The 20088-nt window shown below is 66.9% G+C and carries 23 protein-coding genes; 7 read left to right on the top strand and 16 right to left on the bottom strand.

Annotation, left to right across the window (positions count from 1 at the left end; translation table 11 throughout):
• Positions 1-241 precede the first annotated feature (241 nt).
• Entirely contained in the window at positions 242-700 is a 459-nt protein-coding gene (locus ACIA58_RS18615) for a carboxymuconolactone decarboxylase family protein (RefSeq protein WP_396404900.1), read from the top strand.
• Between the two features lie 159 nt (positions 701-859).
• Here the strand turns inward: ACIA58_RS18615 and ACIA58_RS18620 are convergent, their stop codons facing one another.
• The 9 genes from ACIA58_RS18620 to ACIA58_RS18660 form a co-directional block, all read right to left on the bottom strand.
• Positions 860-1363, bottom strand: coding sequence for a pyridoxamine 5'-phosphate oxidase family protein (locus ACIA58_RS18620; protein WP_396404901.1), 504 nt, complete (start codon positions 1361-1363; stop codon positions 860-862).
• Positions 1360-1731 carry an STAS domain-containing protein gene (locus tag ACIA58_RS18625; RefSeq protein WP_396404902.1) on the bottom strand — a complete coding sequence of 124 codons (372 nt, stop codon included), beginning with the start codon at positions 1729-1731 and terminating at the stop codon, positions 1360-1362. The genes ACIA58_RS18620 and ACIA58_RS18625 overlap by 4 nt, the downstream gene beginning before the upstream one ends.
• Positions 1732-1868: 137 nt before the next feature.
• On the bottom strand, positions 1869-2384 hold the full coding sequence (locus ACIA58_RS18630; protein ID WP_396404903.1) for a GNAT family N-acetyltransferase: 516 nt from the start codon (positions 2382-2384) through the stop codon (positions 1869-1871).
• A 60-nt stretch (positions 2385-2444) separates the two neighbouring features.
• A complete protein-coding gene (locus ACIA58_RS18635; RefSeq protein ID WP_396404904.1) occupies positions 2445-3203 on the bottom strand; it encodes an alpha/beta fold hydrolase in 759 nt (252 codons plus the stop codon).
• A gap of 108 nt (positions 3204-3311) precedes the next feature.
• Positions 3312-4106, bottom strand: coding sequence for a sugar phosphate isomerase/epimerase family protein (locus tag ACIA58_RS18640; RefSeq protein ID WP_396404905.1), 795 nt, complete (start codon positions 4104-4106; stop codon positions 3312-3314).
• A complete protein-coding gene (locus ACIA58_RS18645) occupies positions 4103-5155 on the bottom strand; it encodes a zinc-binding dehydrogenase (protein WP_396404906.1) in 1053 nt (350 codons plus the stop codon). Before ACIA58_RS18645 ends, ACIA58_RS18640 begins: the two co-directional genes overlap by 4 nt.
• Positions 5156-5191: 36 nt before the next feature.
• On the bottom strand, positions 5192-6088 hold the full coding sequence (locus ACIA58_RS18650) for a carbohydrate ABC transporter permease (protein ID WP_396404907.1): 897 nt from the start codon (positions 6086-6088) through the stop codon (positions 5192-5194).
• The gene (locus tag ACIA58_RS18655) at positions 6088-6978 is read right to left on the bottom strand and encodes a carbohydrate ABC transporter permease (protein WP_396404908.1); all 891 of its coding nucleotides are present in this window, start codon (positions 6976-6978) and stop codon (positions 6088-6090) included. The genes ACIA58_RS18650 and ACIA58_RS18655 overlap by 1 nt, the downstream gene beginning before the upstream one ends.
• Positions 6979-7007: 29 nt before the next feature.
• Complete coding sequence (locus ACIA58_RS18660; RefSeq protein WP_396404909.1) at positions 7008-8312, bottom strand: ABC transporter substrate-binding protein; 1305 nt, start codon at positions 8310-8312, stop codon at positions 7008-7010.
• Between the two features lie 141 nt (positions 8313-8453).
• Between ACIA58_RS18660 and ACIA58_RS18665 the strand changes: the two genes are divergently transcribed.
• On the top strand, positions 8454-9530 hold the full coding sequence (locus ACIA58_RS18665; protein WP_396404910.1) for a LacI family DNA-binding transcriptional regulator: 1077 nt from the start codon (positions 8454-8456) through the stop codon (positions 9528-9530).
• Positions 9531-9547: 17 nt separating this feature from the next.
• Here the strand turns inward: ACIA58_RS18665 and ACIA58_RS18670 are convergent, their stop codons facing one another.
• The gene (locus ACIA58_RS18670; protein ID WP_396404911.1) at positions 9548-9979 is read right to left on the bottom strand and encodes a nuclear transport factor 2 family protein; all 432 of its coding nucleotides are present in this window, start codon (positions 9977-9979) and stop codon (positions 9548-9550) included.
• 60 nt (positions 9980-10039) lie between these two features.
• On the opposite strand from ACIA58_RS18670, the gene ACIA58_RS18675 reads away from it, so the two are divergent.
• The gene (locus ACIA58_RS18675; RefSeq protein WP_396404912.1) at positions 10040-10720 is read left to right on the top strand and encodes a TetR/AcrR family transcriptional regulator; all 681 of its coding nucleotides are present in this window, start codon (positions 10040-10042) and stop codon (positions 10718-10720) included.
• A 61-nt stretch (positions 10721-10781) separates the two neighbouring features.
• Here the strand turns inward: ACIA58_RS18675 and ACIA58_RS18680 are convergent, their stop codons facing one another.
• Entirely contained in the window at positions 10782-10967 is a 186-nt protein-coding gene (locus ACIA58_RS18680) for a hypothetical protein (protein WP_396404913.1), read from the bottom strand.
• A gap of 639 nt (positions 10968-11606) precedes the next feature.
• Here ACIA58_RS18680 and ACIA58_RS18685 point away from each other — a divergent pair.
• On the top strand, positions 11607-13475 hold the full coding sequence (locus ACIA58_RS18685; RefSeq protein ID WP_396404914.1) for a hypothetical protein: 1869 nt from the start codon (positions 11607-11609) through the stop codon (positions 13473-13475).
• Here the strand turns inward: ACIA58_RS18685 and ACIA58_RS18690 are convergent, their stop codons facing one another.
• The gene (locus ACIA58_RS18690) at positions 13476-14261 is read right to left on the bottom strand and encodes a helix-turn-helix domain-containing protein (protein WP_396404915.1); all 786 of its coding nucleotides are present in this window, start codon (positions 14259-14261) and stop codon (positions 13476-13478) included. It abuts the gene before it with no gap.
• Between the two features lie 114 nt (positions 14262-14375).
• On the opposite strand from ACIA58_RS18690, the gene ACIA58_RS18695 reads away from it, so the two are divergent.
• A complete protein-coding gene (locus tag ACIA58_RS18695) occupies positions 14376-14735 on the top strand; it encodes a nuclear transport factor 2 family protein (protein WP_396404916.1) in 360 nt (119 codons plus the stop codon).
• Between the two features lie 30 nt (positions 14736-14765).
• Complete coding sequence (locus tag ACIA58_RS18700) at positions 14766-16253, top strand: FAD-dependent oxidoreductase (protein ID WP_396404917.1); 1488 nt, start codon at positions 14766-14768, stop codon at positions 16251-16253.
• A 62-nt stretch (positions 16254-16315) separates the two neighbouring features.
• Here the strand turns inward: ACIA58_RS18700 and ACIA58_RS18705 are convergent, their stop codons facing one another.
• From ACIA58_RS18705 to ACIA58_RS18715, 3 genes are all read right to left on the bottom strand, one after another.
• A complete protein-coding gene (locus ACIA58_RS18705) occupies positions 16316-17017 on the bottom strand; it encodes a GAF and ANTAR domain-containing protein (protein WP_396404918.1) in 702 nt (233 codons plus the stop codon).
• Positions 17014-17736, bottom strand: coding sequence for an ANTAR domain-containing protein (locus ACIA58_RS18710; RefSeq protein WP_396404919.1), 723 nt, complete (start codon positions 17734-17736; stop codon positions 17014-17016). Before ACIA58_RS18710 ends, ACIA58_RS18705 begins: the two co-directional genes overlap by 4 nt.
• A 199-nt stretch (positions 17737-17935) precedes the next feature.
• Positions 17936-18640 (bottom strand): GAF and ANTAR domain-containing protein, encoded by a 705-nt coding sequence (locus ACIA58_RS18715; RefSeq protein ID WP_396404920.1) that lies wholly within the window; start codon positions 18638-18640, stop codon positions 17936-17938.
• Between the two features lie 272 nt (positions 18641-18912).
• Between ACIA58_RS18715 and ACIA58_RS18720 the strand changes: the two genes are divergently transcribed.
• Positions 18913-19653 (top strand): carboxymuconolactone decarboxylase family protein, encoded by a 741-nt coding sequence (locus tag ACIA58_RS18720; protein WP_396404921.1) that lies wholly within the window; start codon positions 18913-18915, stop codon positions 19651-19653.
• A 74-nt stretch (positions 19654-19727) separates the two neighbouring features.
• On the opposite strand, the gene ACIA58_RS18725 is transcribed toward ACIA58_RS18720, so the two are convergent.
• Complete coding sequence (locus ACIA58_RS18725) at positions 19728-19976, bottom strand: winged helix-turn-helix transcriptional regulator (RefSeq protein WP_396404922.1); 249 nt, start codon at positions 19974-19976, stop codon at positions 19728-19730.
• Positions 19977-20088: the final 112 nt, after the last annotated feature.

Consider the following 20088-nt stretch of genomic DNA (forward strand, 5'->3'; position numbering starts at 1 on the left):
GGATCTGCCGCGCTCCGGAGTGCCGGGACGCAGAGCTTTGACGCACCCGGACCACAGAAGGTGACTGCCTGCATCGTCAGTGGCCTCGTCGCCGGTCAGTGCCTCAGGCAACGATGGCTTGCCGGTCGGGCCGTCGGAGACCTTCGGAGCGGACGGACCTCGGCCTGCGGTTGTCACCTTTCCTTCAGCAGGTTCGTCAGTGTGGTGGAAGAGCCTCACAGGAATCTCAGGAGTTGCAGACATGAGTGCCAGGATGAAGAACCCCGCCATGGTGTTGCCCGACGCGATGACGGGCATCCAGAACATCTACAAGGCGATGCACAAGGGCGGTGTACCGGAGACAACGCTCGAGCTCGTGCACCTGCGGGCCAGCCAGATCAACGGCTGCAGCCCGTGCGTGGACGCCGGCGTGAAAAGCGCCCGCAAGGCAGGCGAGTCGGACGACCGGCTCCTCCAGGTCGTCGCCTGGCGCGAATCGAACCTGTTCACCGACGCCGAGCGGGCCGCGCTCGCCATGGCCGAGGCCGCGACCCGGCTGGCCGACAACCCCGAAGCCGTCACCGACACGATCTGGGACGACGCTGCGGACCACTTCAACGAGGAACAACTGTCCGCGATCATCCTCATGATCGGCATCACCAACCTGTTCAACCGCCTCAACACCACGATTCGCGAACCAGCCGGCGCCACCTGGGGCTGACCCGGTTCGTACCAACTGCCGGCCCGGCGCGCCCGTCGCCGGGCCGGCGGCGTTGTCCAGCAACACCGACGACCGCCGAACCCTGGACCGTCAGCTACCACCGCTACAAGGCTTATCCGAAGCTCAACGCGGCGAACCGCGCGCAACTCGGTGTGCTACTCACGGCTCGGAGAGGTCGACGGTCTCGTTCTCGGCCGGGAACTTGTCCGGATCGCGGGCGATTGCCGCGCGGGCCGCACCGAGCAGCCTGACGACCTTGCTGCTCGGGCCGGACCAGTACTCCGCGGTGTTGGCATGCACCTTGAGCAGGACCAGACCGGGCGACTTCGGCCCGTCGGGAAACCAGGCCTTCAACGGCGCCGACCACAGCTCCTCGGCTTTCGCCGAGTCGACGACGACCTCGGCGGTGCCTGCTATCGAGGTCCACTCGCTCTGCTTCGGGTTCGAGAAGGACACGTTGACCTGTGGATTCGCCCCGATCTCGCCGACCTTTTCCGATTCGGCGTACGCGAAGAACCACAGATCACCGTCGAACTCGACCTCCTGTATGGCCATCGGGCGCGCCACGTGCTGCCCGTCCGGCGTCATCGTCGTCAACATGCAGATCGTCGCCCGATCAACCAGCTCCGCGACGGTCGCTACCGAGTCCTTGCCTTGAGTCATGGGCCCTCATCACCTTCCGCTTGTCGGTTGGCCGGCCAGATACCCGCGGCGGCCAGAACTTCACAGACGTCGGGATCGGCCGCCGTCACCTCCAACCGGCAACTAGCCGCCCAGCAACGCCGCTGAGCCACATCGACCAAGTGCCGCAGTACGGCGTGATCGGCCGCGGCGACGGTCGCCTCGACAGCCAGCACCACCCCGGCAGCAGTCCTGTCGCAGGCGTCCAGCAGCAACTCTTGTGCCATCGCCGAGGCCGCCTCGGAAAACGACCCGTCGATGACTATGCGCACCACCCCGGCGTCGCTCTCCAACCTCACCGCGGCCGGCGCGGCAGGTCGCTCAGGAGCGGAACCCCCAACGATCGTCATACCTGAACCTCCGTCAGACAGCAGCCCACCACTCGCTCACTGTCTGACGAGTCCAGCGAACCGGTACCCATCCGACACGCAGCGACAAACACCGGCCCCACTGAGCTCGTGAGCTCGCTATCCAGTGGCCGTGCTGGTTACGGCAGGTGGACGAAGCCGACGTAGTCCGCCCCGGCTGGGCCCGGACGCGAGGTTCCGTCCCGGGTCCAGCCGTGGCGCTCGTAGAACCGGATGGCACGAGAGTTCCGTTCCCAGACATCGACCTCGCCCACGGCGTCAGCCTGGCGGGCGATAGCGACGAAGCGTGTCATCAGGGCGCTACCAACGCCGCTCGACCAGTGGCCCGGCTCGACGAAGATCCCGACGAGCCGAACGCGCGTCTCGTCGGGCGCGTTCGTCGGTAACACTCCGTTGGCATCCAGCGTGATCACACCGACGATGTCATCATCCAAGACAGCTACCAGGACGGCGAGTCGAGAATCCACCACCATCTTGCGCAACGTCTCCCGGTACCCCTCGTCAGGAAGCGCTGCCACCTCATGGCCGCCGGCACGGTAGTACACAGCCCGCGACCGGGCATGCAGCTCCGCAAGCGCATCGCTGTCGCCGGGTGCCGCGTCTCGAATGCGGACGACCTGAGTTGGCTCTGTCATGAGGTACGAGGCTACGACTTCCCAGGACCAGCTCCTCGGGCAATGCGGGCAGGCCCCCGGCTAGTGATCGCTGAGCCAGTCGAGAACGGTTGCCAGCAACCAGCCGTGGTGTGACAGATGTACGTCGTGGCCCGCTCCCAGCGCCTCACGGTACTCGCCGCGGGGGATGGCATCGGCCATGTCGCGGACCAGGTCAGGAGGGCAGAACGGATCGTAGGTCCCTGTGATCAGGAGCGTCGGGCAGGTGATCAGCGCGGCCCGTGATCGACTGACATCACCGCCTGCGTCGATGATCCCGCCCAGTGCCCGAGCCCAGCTTGCCGCCATGATCCGGGCGTTGTGCACGCCGTGCGCCTCGACCAGATACGCGGCCAGCGACTTCAGGGAATCGGTCGGTTCATCCACCAGGTGCGCCAGCCGGCCGAGCATGTCCGGGGAGGCCACGACTTGACCGGCCGCGCCCCAGGTGACTGCCGACAGCGCGCGACCCGGTTCGAGTGCCGCCATCAGCAGTGCGTTCTCGCCGCCGTCGCTGAAGCCGACGAAATGCGCCACCTCGACCTCGAGTGCGTCGAGTACGCCGAGAAGTGCCCGGGCGTCGTCCAGGTAATAGCTCGCGGTGTAGTGCCGAGGCTGGGGCTGCGATCGCCCGGATCCCGGCAGATCGACGGCAATCACCCGAAACCCGGACGCGAGCTCGCGGCGCAGGCGATCCAGATCGGTGATGCTGCCACCCCAGCCCGGCATGAGCACCACGGTTTCGCCGCGGCCGGTGTCCTCGTAGTAGATCTGCCGTCCATCCGGACCGTGCCAGGCCATCGCAGTCCTTCCACTCAGGGGCGCAGCACCATACAACGCGCAGGCTCGTCTTCCTGCCACGCGTGCCCTCGGACGGGGTCGAACTGCCGGGAAGTCTGCGGGTGTCGGTCAGGTCGTCAGCAGGTCGGCCACCTCCGGGAGGACCTGGTCGACCGGGCCGCTCAGGCCGCATTCCATTGCCAGCCAGCCGTCGTATCCGATCGCTTGCAGGGCTTCCAGGGTCTCCGGCCAGTCGTAGTGACCGGCGCCAGGCTCCAGCCGGTTGCTGTCGCCCAGCTGAACGTGGCCGATCATCGAGCCGGCCTTCCTGATCGACTCGCCGATCCGGGCTTCCTCGATCGACATGTGGAACGTGTCCGCGGTGATCATGACCCCGGGTGATCCGACCTCCTCGACCACGGAAGCCGCATCGGCCAGCTGGTTGATCACGAAGTCCTCGAACCGGTTCAACGGTTCCAGATAGACCTTCGTACCCACGGACTCGGCGTGCTCGCCCACCTCACGCAGAGCCTCGACCAGTGCCGCGCGGGAGTCCTCGACCGAGCGGGGCGGAGTGAACGGCGGCAACCGCCGGGAGAAGAGGCCGAAGGCGTGCGGCGAGACGATGCCGGTGCCGCCCGCTGCCGCGATCGTACTCAAGTGGATCTTGAGCTGCTCGATCGCGTCCCGGCGCCGGCCGGCATCGAAATCACCGATGAAATGGTCCATGTGTACGACCGCGGTCGGCATCTGCACGCCCGCGTCGCGGGCCCGTCGCAGTTCGTCGATCCGGGCACCGAAGATGCCGTCGCCGCGGGCGGACAGTTCGATACCGTCGAAGCCGACCTTTCTGACGAAGGTGAACTTCTCCTCCAAGGTCTCGCCGGGCAGGGTCATCTCGGCAGCTGCGAGCCGGAAGCTCATGCGGTCACCTCATCGTCGAAGCTGAGCACGACCTGCAAAGCCTCTTCCGGATGCTCGTCAAGCATCCGGAACGCGTCCGCGGCTTGAGCCATCGGCACCGTGTGGGTGATCAGATCGGTAACGTGCAGCCGCTTCTCCGAGGCGAGCCGGATCGCTGTCCTCGCCAGTCGGTCGTAGTTCCATCGATGCTGCAACACCGGCGCGACCCCCGAGATCTGCGAGCAGACCAGCGCCACCCGGTTGTGATGGAACTCCTCCCCCAGCCGCAAGCCGACCCCGTCGCCCTGCATGAAGCCCGCGACGCAAACCCGCGAGCTGTACGCGACCGCCCGAACCGCCTCGTGCAGGGCGTGATGGCTCCCGGACACCTCCAAACACACATCGGCGCCGCGGCCGTCGGTGAGGTCGCGGATCCGCTCGGCGACACCGCCCTCCGCAGGATCGATCACGTGATCGGCACCGAGGTCCAGGGCCAACTGACGCCGGGCCGGAAGGTTGTCGACGGCAATCACCCGGCCGCCGTTCAGCCGGGCCAACTGGGCCGCCAGCTGCCCTGGTACGCCGAGGCCGAAGACGGCCACCGTCTCGCCGATATGGATGTCGGCGTCCAGCACCAGGTTCAGCGCGATCGCACCGATCTGGCTGAAGATGCCGACCCGCGGATCGACGGCGGCGTCCAGGATCCGCTGCGCGGCCCAGTCGGCCTTCTTCACCGTGTGGCTGCGATGCCCCCACGTCCCCCAGACGACGTCTCCGACGTTCACGCCCGCGGCGCCGGCACCGAGCGAGACGACCTCACCGACCTCCTCGTATCCCCACCCGTCCACGGGGTAGCGGATCGAGGTGTCGCCGTCGACGAAGAGCCGCGACGTGTCGTCCCATCGCTTGTTCAGATAGGGATTGCTGCCGCGGTACGCCGTGAGTTCGGTGCCCGCGGAGATCCCGGAGTACAGGGTGCGGATCAGTACCTCGTCCGGTTGGACAGTGGGCTCGGCGCCGGGCACGACCTCCGCGACACGGGGCGAGCTGAATCTGACCAGGGATGGCATTGGTCTCCTTCGAGTTCGGCAACGATGACGACGCGGTCAGCCTTTGACGGCGCCGGAGAGGAAGCCCTGCGTGACCTGCCGTTGCAGGACGACGAAGATCGCGATCACCGGAACGATGGTGATCAAGGTGCCGGCCGCCAGCGGTCCGATGTCCATCGAGCGACCACCGGTGAAGTTGTAGAGACCGGCCGTGAGGGGCCGGTACTTCCCACTGGGCAGGTAGAGCAACGGCACGAGGAAGTTGTTCCAGTTGCTCAGGAACGTGAAGACGGCCAGCGCGGCGGCACCCGAGCTCACCATCGGCAGCATCACCTGCGCGAAGATCCGGCTCTCGGAGGCCCCGTCGATCCGGGCCGCCTGTTCCAGTTCTTCGGGCAGATCGGAGAAAAACGCCCGCATGAAGAACGTCCCGAACGACAGGTTGGTCGAGATCAGCACCAGGTTGGCGCCGACCAGACTGTCCAGCAGTCCCATCGACCGGAGCTGGAAGTACAACGGGATCATGTACGTGAAGAACGGCACCAGCAGACCGAGTACGACGAGGTAGAAGACGACCGTCCGGCCCGGGAACGGCAGCCGGGCGAAGGCATACCCGGCCATCGTCGAGATCACGATCACCACGACCGTACTGGGCACCGTCAGCAGGACGCTGTCCCACAGGTAGCTGCTGAACCGGCCGACGGTCCAGGCCGATCGCAGGTTCTCGAAGGAGAACGAGGAGAACAATCCGAACGGGTCGCTCCGGACATCCTGGGGTGTCTTGAGTGCCGTCGAGATGATCAGCACGACCGGGAACAGCGTCAGCGCCGCCATCGCCACCAGAACGACGTGGCGGACCGCGAGACCGGTGGTCCGGCGGAAGATGTGCCGGCGGAGCTCCGACTGCTCCGCGGACTCTGTACGGCGGGACACGGCGACAGGCATCTCGACCATCAGGCCCCCAGCCCTTGCAGCGAAAGCCGTCGCTGGAGCCGGTTGAGCATGATCGTGAACGGCACCGCCAGGACCGTGATCAGCAGCGCCAGCACCGTGCCGTAACTGATCCGGTTGAGCTGGAACGCGCTCGAGTACGCGTAGGTCCCGAGCACCTCGGTGGCATCCGCCGGCCCACCGCCGGTCATGATGAAGATGATGTCGAACACGCTGAACCCGCCGACCAGCGTGAGCGTCAGCACCATCAGGAAGACGGGCATGATCTGTGGCAGCAGGATGTGCCACAACCGCTGGGCGGCGTTCGCCCCGTCGATCCGCGCGGCATCGACGAGTTCCACGTCGACGTTGCGCAGCGCGGACAGGATGATCATCGTGACGAACCCACAGGTCGCCCAGATCGCAGTCGCCAGTACGGCGTAGATGGCGGTCTTCGGATCCCCGAGCCAGCCTCGGGTCAGGCTGCCGAGACCGACGGCGCCGAGCGCACGGTTGATCCAGCCGTTGACGGGATCGTAGATCCAGCCCCAGACGATGCCGATGGCAACACCGGGCAGCATGAACGGCAGGAAGAACAGCAGGCGGTAGACCGCGCCGCCGCCCCGGCCGGACCAGATCACCACGGCGACCAGCAGCCCGATGATCATCGGACTGGCGGTCCCGATCGCGATCCAGATCGCGTTGTTGCCCAGCGCGTGCCACGTCGCGGCGTCGGTGAACATCTCGGTGAAGTTGCTCAGCCCGACGAACGGCGGGGTCGGGTCGAGACCGTCGAAGTCGACCACCGAGTAGTACAGCGCGTTGAGCATCGGGAACACGAAGAACACCGCCGTGACGACCGCGACCGGAAGCGCCAGCAGCACACCGAGGCGCGCCTGCGCCCGGCGGGTCACCGGAGGAACGTTGCTGACGGCCCGCATATCTACTTCGCCGGCTTCTCGTACGCCGTCTGCAGCTGGGCGGCGACCTTGGCCGGCTCGGCCTGACCGCTCAGGATGCCCTGGATGCCCTTCCACATGGCGTTGTTGAAGACGTCGGTGGTCAGGACGTCGATGTTGTACCCGAAGTCACCGGTGCCCCCGGCGATCTTGGCCGAGTCGTCCAGCACCTGCTTGAACAACGGCGACGCCTTCATCCCGGTCGTGTCGATCGGGTACGCCGGGATGTCCTGCAACTTCTCCGCGGCCCACCGGCCGTGGTCGGCGGTGAGCAGGTAGTCCAGGAACTTGATCGAGGCATCGGCCTTCTTGGTCGAGGCGGACACGAAGGTGCCCGATCCGAGACCGCCGCTGAAGATCCCCGCGCCGTCCTGGGCCGGGAACGGAATGAACCCGACGTCGAACTTGGCGTTCCGCTCGATGTCCAGGGCCAGCCAACTGCCGGTCGGGTTCATCGCGGCCTTGCCGGAGTAGAACAACGCGTTCGCGTTGTCGTAGCTGACCGCGGCCGGTGAGGGAGTCAGCAATCCCTTGTCGTTCCACTGTTTCCAGACTGCCAGCGAATCGACGACCGGCTGGGTGTTCCACGACGTACGGCCGTTGAGCAGGTCGTCCATGCCCTTCGACCCGACGGCGCTGGACAGCGACATGCTGAGCAGATGGCCGCCCTGCCAGCCTTCCTTGTCGCTGACGGCGAACGGGATGACCTTGTTCTGCTTGAGCTTCTCGGCCGCGGCGGTCAGCTCGGTGAGGTTCGTCGGCTGCGCGATGCCGTACTTCGCGAACAAGGTCTTGTTGTAGAAGACGCCGACCTCCTCGATCTGGCTCGGGACCCCGACGATCTTGCCGCCGAAGGTGACCCGGTTCTTGGCGAAGTCGTAGATCGGCCACTTGTGGTCGGCGTACGCTCTGGTCAGGTCGTACACCAGCCCGGCCTTGGCCAGGGCGCCGGCGAATCCCGGCCCGGTGTCGTAGCCGAAGACGTCCGGGCCCTCACCGGAGCGCAGCTGGGTCTGCAGGACGGTCCGGACATTCTCGCTCGGGATCACGTCGAGCTTCACCGTGATGCCCTGGTTCTTGGACTCGAACGTCTTCAGGTCGGACTTGATCAGCTCCAGGTCCGCCGGATCCTCGGGCTGGCCGATCATGTAGCGGATCTCCTGCTGACCGCTGGTGTCTTGCTGCACGTCCCCGGAGCCGGTCCCCGGAGCGCCGCCGGTGCACGCCGCGGTGGCGAACAGCGCTCCGGTGGAGAGGACGGCAGAGACGACGAACGCGATCTTCTTCACGAGCCACTCCCGTTGTCGGTGGCGATGCGTCGGCAAAACTTCTAACGTTAGAACTTCTAACGTTAGAAGTGATGTTCGCGGGGCGCATCAGCTCTGTCAAGATGTCGTCCTACGGTGTTTGAAGTCATCGAGGGGAGAACGATGGACGACAAGCGCGACGACGTCGGCGCCGGTACGAACGGTGGGCCGGCTCGTCCCGCCCGGTTGAAGGACGTCGCGGAGCTGGCCGGGGTGTCGCTGAAGACCGTGACGAACGTCGTCCACGAGCGCCGCCATGTGAAGGCCGAGACCCGGGCCCGGGTGAAGGCCGCCATCGCCGAGCTGGGCTACACCCCTTCACTGGTCGGCCGGCAGCTACAGAGCGGCCGCAGCAACATCGTCGCGCTGGCCGTGCCGCGGATCGACGAACCGTACCTGGGCGCGCTGGCGCACGCCGTGATCATGGCGGGCGAACGGCACGGCTACACCGTCTTCACCGACGAGACCGGGCGCAGCGACGACCACGAGTTGCGCGCCGCCGCCGGATATCCCGGCAACAGCATCGACGGAGTGATCTACAGCCCGCTGGCCGTGGACCCGCGGCGGCTCGCGGACATGAGCCGGTTCACTCCGATGGTGCTGCTCGGCGAACACCTGAGTGAGGGCGCGGCGGACTACGTCGCGATCGACAACGAGCAGTCCGCCCGGGACGTCGTCCAGCACCTGGCCGACGGTGGACGGCGGCGAATCGCCTACGTGGGCAGCAATCCGGCGCGGTCGTCGAGCGTCGGACAACTACGGTTCCAGGGCTTCCGTGCCGCTGTGAAAGACCTCGACCTGGAGACCCGGGACGACTGGTTGCTCCGATGCGACCGGTACACCCGGGAGACGGGTGCGGCGATGGCAGAGCAGCTGCTCCCCCAGATCGGTGAGATCGACGCCTTGGTCTGCGCCAGCGACCTGCTGGCGATCGGCGCCATCCGGACCTTCATCGCTCACCACGTCCGGGTCCCCGACGACGTCGCCGTCACCGGCTGGGACAACATCGTCGACGGCCGCTACCTGTCCCCCAGCCTGAGCAGTGTCGCCACGGATCTGGACCTGCTGGCGGACCGGACCTTCGAGGCCCTGATCAGCAGGATCCAGGGCAACCGAGACCCCGCCGCCGTCTACACCGTGCCGCACGAACTCATCATCCGCGAGTCGAGCCGCCCCCCGACCAGCACCTCACACGACTGACGAATCGGCGGGATCAGTCATGGCGCAGTCAGCTGGGCGATCGCTGACGCGCCGTCGATCCAGACGTTCTCCCGCGCGATGCGATCGCCCCGGAACTCGAAGACGTGCAGCACCCGCACCGAGATCGTCCGCCCGTTGCCGGGCAGCCCCATGAACTCTCCGTCCACGCGGGCCGTCCAGATCTTGTCGTCGACGAGGAAGTTGTCGCCGTACAGCCGGTGCAGCACCTGGCTGTCTTGTCCCCGGACGTTGCCGAACAGGTGGTCGTAGCGCTTCCCGGCCGCCGACGGCCCGTGAAGCTCCCCGAGCGGATCGCCGACCACGTCATGGATCACGTCATCGGTCAACGTCTGCACCGTTGCCTGCGCGTCGCCTGCCTGCTCCGCCCGGAAGTGGGCATCGAGCAGTCGATCCATCGCCTCGCGAGAGACGCTCTTGTCCGTCGTCATGGCACCCCCTAATTTCGCGTACCAAGCATCTAATGAATATATGGACGGTACGCTCGGTTGATGGACGACGTCAATGGACGACGGCGGTACTCGTCGCGGCTTCGGGCCCAGCAGGCACAGCAGACCCGGCACGCCGTATTGAAGGCCGCCGAGGACCTGTTCGTGGCGAACGGCTACGGGTCCACGACGGTGGAGCAGGTGGCTGAGCGCGCCGGCGTGAGCAAGCCCAGCGTGTTCCGGGCGGTGGGCAACAAGCAGGCGCTGCTCAGGACGGTTCGCGACGTAGCACTCGCGGGCGACGACGACGCGACCGCCGTACGGGATCGTCCTGGTCCGCAGGCCGTAAGGACGGCGCCAGACCTTCACCGCGCCGCCAGACTGCTCGCCCGTCACCTTCGCGAGGTGGCCGAACGGTATGCAGACCTGTACGAGGTGATCCGCGGAGCGGCCGCCCTCGGGGAGAGCGACCTCGTCGAACTCTGGAACGTCGAGGAGGACCAGCGTCTCATCGGCGCCGCGCACTGGGTCGACACGCTCAGCTCGAAGACACCGCTACACCAGGGGTCTTCCAGGCAGTCCGTCATCGACGAGGTTTGGTTGCTTATGGCACCCGACAACTACTCGCGCCTCGTCGGACAACGTGGCTGGACCCACGCCAGGTACGAGAACTGGCTCAGCCGCAGACTCACGACTCTGTGGCAACTACCCCACGACGCCCGCGGGAGCGGTGGGACCAGTTGACCCTGGAGCAGGAGATGCCCTCCAGCGAGGTACGCCGGCCGGATCGGGACGAGCGGCCAACTCACAATTCGGGCCGGCGGCGCGTCACCACAACGGTCCAGCGCGCCGACGGATCGCCGAGGACGGTGAACACGTCGCCGCCCGCGACTTGCCGGCGGACCTGGTCCAGGCCGTACGGAAGCTGAATATCGCCGCCGAACTGGCCCTTGAGCTCGATCGGACCTCCGCTGCATCGTGCGTACAGCACAATCTCCGGAGCTGCGGGGACAGCGACCGGCGTCCGGCTGTTGCCGGCACCCGACCTGATCGTCAGAACAGTCTCGTCGGCCGGGATGTGAATGATGGTGTCAGACGCACCTACAGCTCGTCCTGGAACGGGACCAGGGCTGGGTGCGTAGCGGCGCTGATCACCGCTCGCGTAGGTGTGCGGTTCTCCTGAAGGGGACGATGCACAGGCGGTCGTGAGTAACGCAGTACCGACTACGACTCCGACGACCCGCCCGACTGGGGTCAACGTAAGTACCAACTCCTGTGAATTCGGCGCGTCCCTCGAACGGACGCTGAGCGGTCGAAACGGAACCTCGACTGGAGAAACTCATCGCAGGACACCTTTCGCTCAGCACCGAAGGACCCGGCCGCAAATCACCGGAGTTCAGAGAGTCGGCGAGCAATCTCGACTTACGACCCGTGGGAGCGTCAACTCCCGCCACCCTCGCACCCGACTCGCCCACTGTCCACGCATTTACCGCACCTCAAGCCACGCACCAACCAGCTGGGGCCCCGGGAGTTCGATCGGGACGCAACCCGCGGCGCGCCGGAGGCCAGGACTCGGCAATGGGTGCGAATGGCATAGTGCCCTCCAGGAACGCGTGAGGAGGGTGGGGATTTGGCGAGGTGGCGCGACCGGGTCCGGTACTGGTTCGACAACACGATGTCGCGTGGTACGCCGGCACTCGTCGGGCTGCTCGGACTCGCGTCCCTGGTTCTCGTACTGGTCGTCTCCGCGCTGGTGTTGCTGTTCGCGCCGGTCGACGTCCGCGCCCACGGCGAGTGGCACGGCGTGTTCTGGATGAGCCTCCTGCGCACCCTCGACCCGGGCACGATGGGCGGCGACCAGGGCGGGCTGACCTTCCTCGGTCTGATGCTCCTCGTCACGCTCGGCGGCATCTTCATCGTCAGCTCGTTCATCGGCGTCCTGACCACGGGCCTGGAGAACAAGATCGCCGTACTGCGCAAAGGCCGGTCGCGGATCGTCGAGCGCGATCACACCGTGCTGCTCGGCTGGTCCGAGCAGATCTTCACCGTCGTCGCGGAACTCGTGCACGCCAATCGGAGCAGCCGCACCTCGTGCGTGGCGGTCCTCGCCAACAAGGACAAGGCGGCGATGGACGAGGCCATCCGCTCCCGCGTTCCCGATCTCGGACGGACCCGCATCGTCTGCCGGTCCGGCGATCCCTTGCATCCTGCCGATCTCGACCTCGTCAGCCTGTCCACGGCTCGGTCGGTGATGGTACTGCCGACCGACGGACCCGACTCCGACATCCACGTCGTGAAGGTGCTCCTGTCGCTGGGCAGCCGAGCGGCCGACACCACACAAGGTCCACACGTCGTCGCCGCCGTCGCGGATTCCACGAATCTGCGGGCCGCTCAACTGGCCGGCGGTCGACGTGCGCAGTTGGTCGGCGCCGACGAGCTCGCCGTACGCCTGCTGGTGAACGCCCACCGGCAATCCGGCTTGTCGGCCGTCTGCGCGGACCTCCTCGCGTTCGCGGGCAACGAGTTCTATCTGCGTTCCGAACCGGCGCTCGCCGGGCGCGCCTTCGGGGACATCATCCACGCCTACGAGCTCGGAGTACCCGTCGGACTGCGGCACCGCGACGGACGCATCAGCCTCAACCCTTCCCCCGGCTTGTCCGTCGATGCGGCCGACGAGGTCATCGTGCTGGCCGAGGACGACACTCTCGTCCAACTCGCCGACCGCGGCCCACGCATCGTCGACGGCGCGATCTCGCTCCGACCACGCCACGATCCCGCTCCGGAGCACACGCTCATGCTGGGCTGGAACAAGCGCGCACCCCAGATCATCGAGCTGCTCGACAAATTCGCCTTCCCCCGGTCGAGACTGCAGATCGCGTGTCTCGACCAGGTCGAGCACCTGATCCCCACGACCACCAACCTCACCGTCGACGTCACCGCGGCCGATCCGACCGATCGGCCCGACCTCGAAGCTCTCGATCCACGAGCGTGCCAGCACGTGATCGTTCTGTCGTCCGACGGCCTCGGCGCCCAGCAGGCCGACGCCCGGACGTTGATCACGCTCCTGCACCTGCGCGACCTCGCCGACGGCCTCGAGCAGCCGTACTCGATCGTCAGCGAGATCAACGACGACAACAACCGGGCCATCGCCGAGGTCACCCGCGCCGACGACTTCGTGGTCAGCGACAAGCTGATCAGCCTGCTACTGACCCAGCTCACCGAGAACCGCCACCTGGCGGAGGTCTTCGAGGACCTGTTCAACCCGACCGGAGCCGAGATCTATCTCAAGCCCGCTCCGGGCTATCTGCTCCCTGGCACACCGGCCAACTTCAGCACGATTGCCCAAGCAGCCGCCCAGCACGGCGAGACGGCGATCGGCTACCGCATCCATGCCGAGTTCTACCGCCCGCCGTCGTACGGCGTCGTCCTCAACCCACCGAAGGACGCTCCGCTGACCCTCACCGAGAAGGACCGCGTCATCGTGCTGGCGGAGGACTGATCAGAGCGAGCGAAGAATGGCCGCGGTGGTGGAGTTGGCGGGGAAGAAGGTCTCGATCGCGATCTCGTCCAGGGTGACGTCACGTGGCGAGCCGAAGACTGTTGCCGCGTACAAGAAGTCGAGGTCGCCGTACGGCGTGGTCAGCTGCAGCGGTACGACGAGGTCGTCGGCCAAGGCGGGAGCTGCCGACGAGGTGGGTCCGCCGTAGCTCTCGAGCTCTGCCAGAAGGTCGGCGAGTCCGTCGTCGGCGGTCCGCTCGAGCTGGCGACGTACGCGTCGCACCACCTGGGAGCGCCACTGCTGGAGGTTGCGAACCATCGGGGCCAGGCCGTCGGGGTGCAACGTCGCGCGCAGCATGTTGACGGGCGGTCCGGCAAGCCCGTCCGGAAGGTCGCTCAGGAACGGACCCATCGCCTCGTTCATCGCCAGCAGGTCCCAGCGGACGTTGACAGCGACCGCGGGGTTCGGCGCCATCCCGGTCAGCACTGCCCTGACGGCATCCGCCGCCGCGCCCAGATCCGTGAACGGCCGCTCCCGGTGCGCCGGTGCGAAGCCGGCCGCCAGATAGAAGCGGTTGCGTTCCCGCAGCGGGACGTCGAGCTCGTCGCAGATCCGCTCGATCATGTCCCGGCTCGGATTCGAACGCCCGGTCTCGATGTAGCTCAGATGTTTGGCGGACAGATCCGCCGCCAGGGAGACGTCGAGCTGCGAGCGCCGCCGCCGCTCGCGCCATCGCTTCACCAGCGTTCCGATCGTCTCGTCCGGGTGCACCGTGATCGCAGTCACGACCGCAACGATGCCGCCCCGGCGGACGCTCGGCAATCACCTCCGAGGTTATTGAGCCGGGTCATCGTCCGCTTCCAGAGTGGACGGCAGCAAACCTCGACGAAGGAGTTCCACATGACAACCACCGACCTGACGCCCGTCGAGCAGTACGTCGGCTTCTGGAACGCGAGCGCCGACGCGAACTTCGCGGACGACATCACCTACCACGCGCCCATCGGCGTACTGCACGGGGTCGAGGAGTTGATCGGCTTCCGCAACCAGTTCGCCGAACACCAGCCCGGCTACGTCTTCCGCCCCCGCAGCGACCCCGAAGCCCACCACGGCCGCGCCCGCCTGCAATGGGAACTCCTGGTCGACGGTACGTCGTTCGCCACCGGCACCGACTTCCTCGAAATCGACGACCACGGCCGCATCGCCGCAGTCGCCGCCTTCCTCGACCGCGCACCGGAAGGCTTCCACCCCGACGATCACTGACCAGCCGATTGCGGGCGGGTACTGGGGGACATGGCATCTGTTTGGACGGCGACCGCCGAGGTCCCGCAGTACGGCGTGCTCGAAGGTGACACGAGTTGCGATGTCGTCGTGGTCGGTGGTGGGTGGATCGGTCTGACGACAGCACTGCTGCTGGCCCAGGAGGGCGCCGACGTGGTGGTGATCGAGGGTGGACGCGTCGCCGGCCGCACCAGTGGGAACACCACGGGCAAGGTCACCTCGCAGCACGGCGCGATCTACGCGGCCTTGCGAGACCGTCATGGCGATGAGGTGGCCCGCCTGTACGCCGATACCAACCAGAGCGCGGTGACGCAGGTGGCAGCACTCGCCGACCGGCTGGGGATCGACTGCGAGTTGTCCAGAACCCCGTCGTACGTCTACACCACCGACCCGGCGACGAGCCTGCGAGGCGAGGCGGACGCTGCCGCCTCACTGGGACTGCCCGCGCATCTGGTCGACGGTCAGGAGGTGGGCGTGCCGGCCGTTGCCGCGGTGCGGTTCGACGACCAGCTCCAGCTGCATCCCGTCCGCTACCTGGCCGGGCTTGCGCGCGCGCTCGTTGATGCCGGCGGACGTATCTACGAACAGAGTCGCGCCACGTCCGTCGACGACACCGACGACGGGGTCGAGGTGAAGGTCGCGTCGGGCAACGCAGTACGAGCTCGGCATGCCGTGACGGCAACGCTGCTGCCGATCGGAACCATCGGCGGGTACTTCGCCCGTACGACGCCCGAGCAGTCGCACGGCATCGCCGTACGGCTTCCGGTCGAGGCACCGACGGGAATGGCCATCTCCGTCGACTCACCGATCCGCTCCACCCGGCCGTGGCCCGGCGGAGGCCCGAACGGGCTCATCGTCGTCGGCTCGGATCACAAGGTCGGCAGAGCCGACGACACCCGTGCGGCGTACCAGGCGTTGATCGATTGGGTCGGGTCGACGTGGAACGTCGATGCGCAGCCGGAGTTCCGCTGGTCCGCGCACGATTACGCCAGCACAGATCTCCTGCCGTACGTCGGACGCGCACCGGGTCACGAAGAGATTCTGATCGCCACCGGCATGCACAAGTGGGGCCTCAGCAACGGCACCGCCGCGGCCGGCGTACTTCGCGACCTGATTGCCGGCCGTGACAATCCGTCGGCGGCACTGTACGACGCCGGCCGGATCGGTGACGCCCGTTCGGTCGCCGCATTGATCAAGAACAACCTCGAGGTCGGCAAGGATTTCGCCACCGGTCACGCGGCGCGGATCCTGACCACCGGCCTCGACCATCTCGAAGTCGGAGAAGGTGGGCTGTACAACCGCGACGGCCGGACGGTCGGCGCCTACTGCGACCAGGACGGCGAACTGCACACGATCAAACCCGTCTGCACGCACCTGGGGTGCAGCCTTACCTGGAACCAGGCCGACACGACCTGGGATTGCAGTTGCCACGGGTCCCGCTTCTCCCCCGACGGCGCCGTCCTCGACGGCCCCGCCACCCGGCCACTCGACACCGACTGATCAGCACCGGTTCCGCGCCGGGCGACCGCCGCTCCTTGAACGCTGTACGGGCGGCTGGAGGCTCAGGTGCGGCGCTGTGCTTCGAGAATGATCGCCGTCGCCGCTTCGGTCAGGGTGGAACCGTTCTGGGTGGCGCGCTGGACCAGGAGCTGGTACGCGGCAGCCACGTCGACGCCCGAGGTTTCGGCCAGGACGCCCTTGGCCTGCTCGACGACGGTCCGTCCTTCCAGCACGGTGCGGACGCGCTCGTCGAGCTCGTTGCTGGTAACGACAACCGGCTGGACGATGACGACCGTTGCGATGTCGGCGAAGGCCTGTGTCAGCTGCAGGCTTTCGTCGTCGGCTGTTTCCGCGGTGGCGTGGAAGGTGTTCATCGCACCGATGAGTTGGCCGTGCCAGCGCAGCGGAACCGCGTGGACGGCGTGAAATCCGGCAGCGACGATCGCTTCACCGACCTCCCCCCAACGGGCGGCCACCTCACCGGGCGAGCGCACCGAGAACTGGCTCCCGTCGCGTGCCGCGTCAACACACGGACCGGCGTCGTGCTGGAGTTCGTACAGCTCCAGCTCGACGGCCTGATGCGAGGTCGCACTCAAGATCTCCAGCCGACCGTGCCCGTCCTTCACCAGCAGCCCGATCGCCCCCGCGCCGGTCAGCCCGGCGCAGTCGTTCAGAAGACGAACCAAGATATCGGCGACATCGTCCTGCTGAACGATGGCCGCCGCGGCATCGACGAACGCCTGGGAAGCAGTGGTGGCAGTCATGAACTCTCGCTTTCGGCGTCATGCTCGGCGTCATCGGAGAATCGCAGCCGCCGGCTGGTGATCTGCTCGGCGACGTCGGCCAACGTGATGCTGTGGGAAAAGGCATGGGCCCGCATCAACGCCATCGCGTCGGCAGGACTGATCCGCAACTGGGTCAGCACCATCCCCGTGGCCTGGTGGATCCGCGCCCGCGTCGGCCACGGCCCGGGGTCGAGATCGGACCCGATCGGCGGCGGCGGATCCTTCATCAAAGCAGCACCGATCGCATCGGCCAGAAACTGCGCCCGGCCACCGTCCGGCAGATCACCGACGTCCTGATGAACCGTCAGCACACCGATCGTGTGCTGACCGGGACGCATCGGTACGGCGTACACCGTACGTACCCCAGGCACCTCACGGGCAGCATCGGTGAACAACGGCCACCGGCCACGATCCACGCGCAGATCGGTCGCGATCGCGGTCTGCGTCTCGTAGGCAGTGGGGCCCGGCCCCTCGCCCAGGACCTCCTGCAGGTCTTCCAGCCGCGCCGCCACATCGTCGGTCGCGCACAAAGTGACCCGGCTCGGCTCGGTATAAGACAAAGTGATCGCCGCCCCGTCCCCGCCCACGATCGCCAGGAACGCGCGACACAGACGAGTCTCCAGCGACTGATCCGGACCGTACTCAGCGATCTGCCTCGCCAACCGCGCCAGCAGCGTGGTCCGATCCACCTGATCCATCTACCTCAACCCCGAACCCAGCCGACAGCCTCGCCACACCGGCCCAGGCACCGAAGCGGGTCCTTCCACCCTCGCAGATCCCAGGCCCGAATGCACCCACCCCCGACCAGCGGATCGGGACGGTCCGGATCGCCGGACCAGGTCCTTGCGGAATGTGCCAACGCCGGTACCCCTGCGGCTCCAGAGTGTGATGCTCACCTTACGGCTTGTGAGCAGTGCGGATCGCGTCGTCGACGATCCGGTCGGCGACCTCGCGAAGTTTGATGTTGCCGGTCTGGGACGTGCGGACCAGGAATCCGAACGCGCGGTCCGGGTCGAGTCGGTAGCGTTCCATCAGGATGCCGATCGCCTGGCCGATTGTGGTGCGGCTGGCCAGCGCGTTGCCCAGAGTCTGGTCGTGGCGGGCCCAGCCCATCGCAACCGCGACCAAGGCCGCGAACATGGCACTCAATTGGCGGCCTTCATCATCGATGGCGTGCGGCTGCGTGGCGTAGAGGTTCAGTGCGCCTCGGGCATGCGTGTCGGCGCGGAACTGGAACGCCATCTGCGACCCGATCCCGAGGGCAGCGGCCTTCTCGCCGTACGCCGGCCAGCGCACATCCGTGGCCACATCGTCGACCTCGACCACCGGATCGGACAGGGCCGCCTGCAGACAGGGGCCTTCGCCCAGCTCGTACTGCAATTCGTCAGCCTGGACCGCCAGCGCGTCCGTAGGTGCGAGGGTCTCGATCTGGCCGCCATGGGTGGTCACCGAGATGCTGGCGTAGTCGATCCCGGAGATCGTCTCGGCGACGCTGGTGGTGATGACGACCAGTGTCTCGTCCAGGTCGATCGGCAGCACAAGCGCGGCCGCGACCTCGGTCATCACCTCGATCAGGTGTACGTCGCGGGGTGGGATGCTCACGATCAGCCCCTTCCGGTCCGAACCGGCAAGCGCTGTCGGTGCCTTCAGTCTGAACCCAAAGTCGCCCCCGAGATCCCCCGGCGAGCAAATCAATCCGTCGAATCGTCGGCAGACCAACGCGCCTTGTGAGCGGGCCTGGATCCGCGGAGGATGAAGACACGGTCAGCCGCTGCCTCGACGCGCCCATATCGCGCCCACCCCTCCTGGCGGCTGACCGCCGCGCTCGCCGGACCGCGTACGACGACGAGCTCCGCCGCCGCCACCTGCCCCGGGTGCTGCTGTCGGACGGAACCGAGCCGGAACCGTCGTACTGCCACCCGCAGAATCCGGCCAGGGGTGAATCGATCGCTTCTATTATCGAAGCCTTGTGCTTCTATTATCGAAGTGCGAGGATCGTCGGACCAACCCTCGATGTGGACGGCGGCGTGCGCACGATGTCTCGTATCGAACCCCTGACTGAGCCGTATGCCCCCGAGGTGGAACGCGCCCTGAAGCGCTGGATGCCTCCCGGGGTGGACCACGAGCCTCTGTCGTTGTTCCGCACCCTGCACCGCAACCCCGAGCTCGCATCACGGATGTTCGTCCTCGGTGCGGGGCTTCTCGGACATGGCCTGCTGCCTGACATCGATCGCGAAGTGGTTATCGCCCGGGCGACCGCCCGCGCCGAATGCAGCTACGAGTGGGGCGTGCACGTGACCGCCTTCTGGCAGAGCCTCGGGCTGACGGAGGAGCAACTCCTGGCGACAACGAAGGACCGAGCAGCCGAAGCAGCCGATTGGAGTCCGCGCCTCGGCGCGCTGCTGGATGCCGTCGACGAGTTGCACGACACGGCCGGCATCTCGGACAAGGCATGGTCTGCTCTGCGGCAGTACTACGACGACGCGCAACTGTTGGAGCTGCTGGTCCTCGCGGGCTGGTACCGCACCATCAGCCAGGTGGCCAACGGCCTTCTGCTGAACGACGAGCCGTGGGCCGCACATCTACCCGCCAACTCGCGATCTCTCGACTCCTGAGCACGGAGAGACGCCACCCTGCTCCGACCGCGCGCCTTGGCCCGGGTGGCATGAGGCAGCGACGGGTGCGTCACCTAGCCATCGACGGCTGAACCGGATTGCTCGTCCGCCCATCGTTCGGACCAGCGGATCAGCGGCCGCAACGCGCGGTAGACGTCGGCTCCGAGCTCCGTCAACTCGTACCGTCGGTCCTCTTGGAGTCGCACGATCCCGGTGGCCAGCAACTCGCGGAGTCGCAACTCCCACACGATGCGCAGAGTCCACCTGCGACCGAACAGGTCCAGGGCGGCCATCAACGGGCGGCCGGTCGCGGATCCGCGCACCTGACGACCAGGACGCGGAACACGCTCGTCGCCTGGCTCGGCAGGCCGACGAGATGCTGCGGCCACCGGCACACCCCACCCTCGCGCGTACGACTCGATGTCTGACGTCGCA

This window comes from Kribbella sp. NPDC051586 (assembly GCF_044453965.1).
Lineage (GTDB): Bacteria > Actinomycetota > Actinomycetes > Propionibacteriales > Kribbellaceae > Kribbella.

What these genes read in the sequence shown, in the direction of transcription:
- ACIA58_RS18705 (WP_396404918.1), bottom strand. Translation starts at nt 17,017, where the DNA reads ATGACTGCCACCACTGCTTCCCAGGCGTTCGTCGATGCCGCGGCGGCC.
- ACIA58_RS18645 (WP_396404906.1), bottom strand. Translation starts at nt 5,155, where the DNA reads ATGCCATCCCTGGTCAGATTCAGCTCGCCCCGTGTCGCGGAGGTCGTG.
- ACIA58_RS18640 (WP_396404905.1), bottom strand. Translation starts at nt 4,106, where the DNA reads ATGAGCTTCCGGCTCGCAGCTGCCGAGATGACCCTGCCCGGCGAGACC.
- ACIA58_RS18630 (WP_396404903.1), bottom strand. Translation starts at nt 2,384, where the DNA reads ATGACAGAGCCAACTCAGGTCGTCCGCATTCGAGACGCGGCACCCGGC.
- ACIA58_RS18650 (WP_396404907.1), bottom strand. Translation starts at nt 6,088, where the DNA reads ATGGTCGAGATGCCTGTCGCCGTGTCCCGCCGTACAGAGTCCGCGGAG.
- ACIA58_RS18695 (WP_396404916.1), top strand. Translation starts at nt 14,376, where the DNA reads ATGACAACCACCGACCTGACGCCCGTCGAGCAGTACGTCGGCTTCTGG.
- ACIA58_RS18615 (WP_396404900.1), top strand. Translation starts at nt 242, where the DNA reads ATGAGTGCCAGGATGAAGAACCCCGCCATGGTGTTGCCCGACGCGATG.
- ACIA58_RS18700 (WP_396404917.1), top strand. Translation starts at nt 14,766, where the DNA reads ATGGCATCTGTTTGGACGGCGACCGCCGAGGTCCCGCAGTACGGCGTG.
- ACIA58_RS18675 (WP_396404912.1), top strand. Translation starts at nt 10,040, where the DNA reads ATGGACGACGTCAATGGACGACGGCGGTACTCGTCGCGGCTTCGGGCC.
- ACIA58_RS18710 (WP_396404919.1), bottom strand. Translation starts at nt 17,736, where the DNA reads ATGGATCAGGTGGATCGGACCACGCTGCTGGCGCGGTTGGCGAGGCAG.
- ACIA58_RS18625 (WP_396404902.1), bottom strand. Translation starts at nt 1,731, where the DNA reads ATGACGATCGTTGGGGGTTCCGCTCCTGAGCGACCTGCCGCGCCGGCC.
- ACIA58_RS18670 (WP_396404911.1), bottom strand. Translation starts at nt 9,979, where the DNA reads ATGACGACGGACAAGAGCGTCTCTCGCGAGGCGATGGATCGACTGCTC.
- ACIA58_RS18620 (WP_396404901.1), bottom strand. Translation starts at nt 1,363, where the DNA reads ATGACTCAAGGCAAGGACTCGGTAGCGACCGTCGCGGAGCTGGTTGAT.
- ACIA58_RS18665 (WP_396404910.1), top strand. Translation starts at nt 8,454, where the DNA reads ATGGACGACAAGCGCGACGACGTCGGCGCCGGTACGAACGGTGGGCCG.
- ACIA58_RS18635 (WP_396404904.1), bottom strand. Translation starts at nt 3,203, where the DNA reads ATGGCCTGGCACGGTCCGGATGGACGGCAGATCTACTACGAGGACACC.